Raw genomic sequence first — 401 nt, forward strand, 5'->3', positions numbered from 1 at the left:
GCCCAGGGGCTCTTCCGTAGACATTTCGCCGGGAGACGACGCCATGACCACGCCAGGGCAAGACCGCAAGCCACAGCCGCCCGCCAAGGGGCCGCATTCCTCCGAACATGCCACCCAGCCGCAGGACCTGGGCTTCGATCCGGACTCCCCGGACCTGGAAGACCCGCAGGTCGATCCGCAGGGGCCAGCCAAGCCGCCTCGGGATCATGAGAAGCGGGAATGACGGCGGGCCTTGTTCACACAGGGGGCGCTTCGCGCCCCGTCACCCCTCGATCTTCTTCGCCGCGTCGACCCCCGCCGACGACAGCTTGATCGGGTAGTTGACGCTGATCTGGTGCCCAGCATCGACGCTGACGCTGCCGTCCTGGATCAGCCCCTGCTCCTGCAGGGTCTTGAGCATG

The 401-nt window shown here is 67.3% G+C and carries 1 protein-coding gene; it reads left to right on the plus strand.

What is annotated here, in order from left to right:
- Positions 1-43: 43 nt before the first annotated feature.
- Positions 44-223 carry a DUF6021 family protein gene (locus tag WCE05_RS26290; RefSeq protein ID WP_225787885.1) on the plus strand — a complete coding sequence of 60 codons (180 nt, stop codon included), beginning with the start codon at positions 44-46 and terminating at the stop codon, positions 221-223.
- Positions 224-401: the final 178 nt, after the last annotated feature.

Origin of the sequence: Pseudomonas sp. I2, assembly GCF_040984075.1 — a bacterium.
In the GTDB taxonomy this organism is placed as follows: domain Bacteria; phylum Pseudomonadota; class Gammaproteobacteria; order Pseudomonadales; family Pseudomonadaceae; genus Aquipseudomonas; species Aquipseudomonas guariconensis_B.

Bases quoted from the DNA above. Each gene is read 5' to 3' on its own strand.
- WCE05_RS26290 (WP_225787885.1), top strand. From the start codon at position 44: ATGACCACGCCAGGGCAAGACCGCAAGCCACAGCCGCCCGCCAAGGGG.